This window comes from Polaromonas sp. P1_G2, from assembly GCF_056405515.1.
On record NZ_JBFUBY010000775.1, the window covers coordinates 1 to 566 of the forward strand.

Annotated in this window: 1 protein-coding gene; it reads left to right on the plus strand. The window is 61.3% G+C overall.

The window, feature by feature from the left end; translation table 11 throughout:
* Positions 1-362: 362 nt before the first annotated feature.
* The coding region (locus AC1D0P_RS27515) for a YjhX family toxin (protein WP_477679630.1) at positions 363-566 on the plus strand (204 nt) is incomplete at its 3' end.

The window sequence follows — 566 nt, forward strand, 5'->3', positions numbered from 1 at the left end:
GCCCAGGCGCGCATGCCCACGGCGGCGATGTCTGCCGCTTCGTCTTCGCGTGCGCTGCGGATGGTCGGCATCGGCGCTCCTGTTGAGACAGTCCCCGTTATCAATCGAAACCCGGAAAACCTTGCCGGTCAAGGCCTTCCGGCAATTATCCTGGGTTGACGCCGGAGCCGTAGCGGCTAAATTGAAGCTCTCCCAAAGGAGTTCTGATGTCCAACTTGTCTGAGATTGCCTGACGGACCCTGCCCGCGATTTTGCGATCGAAAGATGTTCGATCGCCACGCGCGCAGCGGAGAACATGCATCCCGGCCCCAGAGCATGCTCTGCCAGGCGCCGGACCATTTCTCTTGTCCGGACATCTCATCATGGATATCACCCGCGCCGAACAGCGCATCCTGCACCTGCTCGCCCAGGGCGGCTGGATCGAGCATCTTCGCTCGAAGACCAAGATCGACCACGTCGCCTGCTTCAATCGGGAAGGCTGGCGCTATCCCAGCCTCGACCTCGACCTGTTCCGCAAGCTCAAGCGGTTGAAGGCGATCTCGTCGTCAAGGGGCCAGCCCTATCGC